We start from the raw sequence: 2507 nt of genomic DNA, 5'->3' as shown, positions 1-2507 counted from the left end.
GTAAGCGCTGTCTTCAGGCCACAGCTCTGAGGTCGTGACGGCAATAGGCCCAGGGAAGCAACTGATCGATCTCGCTATTCGGATGGCCATTGACGATCCTGGTGAGGACGTCGGTCAGGTAGGCAAGCGGATCGAGGTCGTTCAGCTTACAGGTTTCGACCAGGGAGGCGATGATGGCCCAGTGTTCGGCACCGCCGTCGGAGCCTGCGAACAGCGCATTTTTACGGTTCAACGTGATCGGACGGATCGAGCGCTCGACGGCGTTATTGTCGAGCTCGATACGGCCATCATCGATGAAGCGCGTCAGGCCATCCCAGCGTGAGAGCGCATAACGGATGGCGTCTGCCAGCTTGCCCTTTTGGCTGATCAACGCGAGCTTTGCGCGGAGCCACCGCTCGAAGGCTTCCGCCAGCGACCGGCTTTTCTGTTGTCGAACGAGACGACGTTCCTCGGCGCTGCGGCCGCGGATGTCCTTCTCGATGGCATAGAACGCGGCGATATGCTTGAGCGCCTCGCTCGCAATAGGCGCAGGACCGGGGGTGGCAAGTTCGTAGAAGTTACGCCGCATGTGCGACCAGCAGAATGCAAGCTGAACGTTGCCACGCTCGGCGAGCCTGCCATAGCCGGCATAGCCGTCGACCTGCAGGATCCCCTTGAAGCCTGCCAGATGAGCGATCGGTCGGTCGGCCTTGCGGTCGGGCGCATAGACATAGGCGACGCCCGGCGGATCGGCACCGCACCATGGCCGGTCGTCCGCCGCATAGGCCCAGAGCTGACCGGTCTTGGTGCGCCCGCGGCCGGGATCGAGCACCGGCATCGTCGTCTCGTCGGCGAACAGCTTTGGCCGCTGCCTGAGCTTGCCAAGGAGCCGCTCATGCAACGGGCGCAGATGGAAGGCTGCCTGTCCCACCCAGTCCGCCAGCGTCGAACGATCAAGCTCAATGCCTTGGCGGGCGTAAATCTGCGCCTGCCGGTAGAGTGGCAGGTGATCGGCATATTTGGAGACCAGGACCTGGGCGACGGTGGCCTCGGTCGGCAGACCACCCTCGATCAGCCGGGCCGGGGCCGGCGCCTGCATGACACCGTCCTCGCAAGCCCGGCAGGCGTATTTGGGACGCCGGGTGACGAGGATCCGGAACTGCGCCGGGACCAGGTCCAGCCGCTCACTTCTATCCTCGCCGATGCGGTGCAATTCGCCCTGGCAACAGGAGCAGATCTTATTGTCGATATCGACGACGACCTCGATCCGCGGCAAGTGCGCCGGCAAGGCGCCACGGTTGATCCGGCGCTTGCGAGCCCGAGCCTCACGGCTTTCAGATGCGCTGACGTCCTGCGCCGTCTCGCTGTATGCTGCGACCTGCTCGACATCTTCCAGGCCCAGCAGCATCTGATCTTCAGGCAAGGTCTCTGCCCGCCGGCCGAACCGATGCCGCTGCAATTCCTTGATGATCTGACGCAGCCGCTCGCTCTCGCACCGCTCAGCAAGCAGCATCGCTTTCAGCGTCTCGGGATCGTCAGGCAGGGCGTCGCTCACACCCAATTCAGAGCATATTCGCCGCCATCCGGCGACGCGCTCGATGCGCCTGATTCACTTCGCCGCAGCGCTTCCAACAACTATCCGGCTTGCGTTGGCGCCGGCGTCTCCCGTGCCTCGTGGACACGCCGCCAGTCGAGCCCTTCCAACAGCGCCGACAATTGCGCCGCCGACAGACGCATCACGCCGTCCTCGATCTTCGGCCAGCGGAAGATCCCATCCTCGAGCCGTTTGACGAACAGGCACAGACCCGTTCCGTCCCAGAACACCAGCTTGATCCGATCCGCCCGCTTGGCACGGAACACATAGACAGCTCCCGAGAATGGGTCAGCCCCCATGCTCTCGCGCACCAGGGTCGCAAGCCCTTCCATCCCCTTGCGGAAGTCCACCGGTTTGGTCGCCACCATCACCCGGACCGCCCCCGACGGACCGATCACCGGCTCGCCTTCAGCGCCTGGACGATCGACGCAATCATCGCCGTGTCCGCACCACGACCGGCCCGGATCGTGATGCCGTCGACTTCGATCTCGATGATCCCGGCATCGCAACGGCGAGCTCGGGCATCCGGTTTGGGTTTGCAGCCCGCCACTTTGCGCTCCCCGCCAAGAGCGGGCGCCGGCACTGCGACATCCACCACCGCCGGCACAAACTGTACTTCTTCTATCTCGGAATGACCGCCTGCTGCCTCTCGCAACTGACGTCGCCAGCCAAACAACTGCTGCGGTGACAATCCATGCCGTCGGGCTACCGAACAGACCGAGTCGCCGCTCGCTACGATCTCCGCGACGATCCGCGCCTTGTCCTCGTCGCTCCACTTCCGCCGACGGCCGGCGCCCGTGAAGACCTCAAGCCGCCGTACCGGCTCCGTGATAGCAGTATGCACTGTGTCCATTCTAAGCCTAACGGTCCAAATCGAACCGCAGACTCGCAGATCACCCCATCATCCGGTAGGTGGCCGCTGAACAGCGCTTAC

General features: G+C 63.9%; 3 protein-coding genes. All 3 read right to left on the bottom strand.

The genetic code is table 11. The features are described 5' to 3' along the window. Positions 1 to 13: 13 nt before the first annotated feature. The 3 genes from NR187_RS34815 to NR187_RS34805 all read right to left on the bottom strand — a co-directional run bounded on the left by NR187_RS34815 (position 14) and on the right by NR187_RS34805 (position 2426). Positions 14 to 1492 (bottom strand): IS66 family transposase, encoded by a 1479-nt coding sequence (locus tag NR187_RS34815; RefSeq protein ID WP_256809517.1) that lies wholly within the window; start codon positions 1490 to 1492, stop codon positions 14 to 16. Between the two features lie 122 nt (positions 1493 to 1614). Further along, positions 1615 to 1971, bottom strand: a complete 357-nt coding sequence (gene tnpB, locus NR187_RS34810; RefSeq protein WP_256809516.1) for an IS66 family insertion sequence element accessory protein TnpB — start codon at positions 1969 to 1971, stop codon at positions 1615 to 1617. Further along, on the bottom strand, positions 1968 to 2426 hold the full coding sequence (locus NR187_RS34805) for a transposase (protein WP_256809515.1): 459 nt from the start codon (positions 2424 to 2426) through the stop codon (positions 1968 to 1970). Before NR187_RS34805 ends, tnpB begins: the two co-directional genes overlap by 4 nt. Positions 2427 to 2507 lie beyond the last annotated feature (81 nt).

The organism is Bradyrhizobium sp. Bra64, assembly GCF_024519875.1.
GTDB classification, from domain to species: domain Bacteria; phylum Pseudomonadota; class Alphaproteobacteria; order Rhizobiales; family Xanthobacteraceae; genus Bradyrhizobium; species Bradyrhizobium japonicum_G.
Note: the sequence above shows the minus strand (reverse complement) of the source record. Positions and strands in the feature narration are given on the sequence as shown.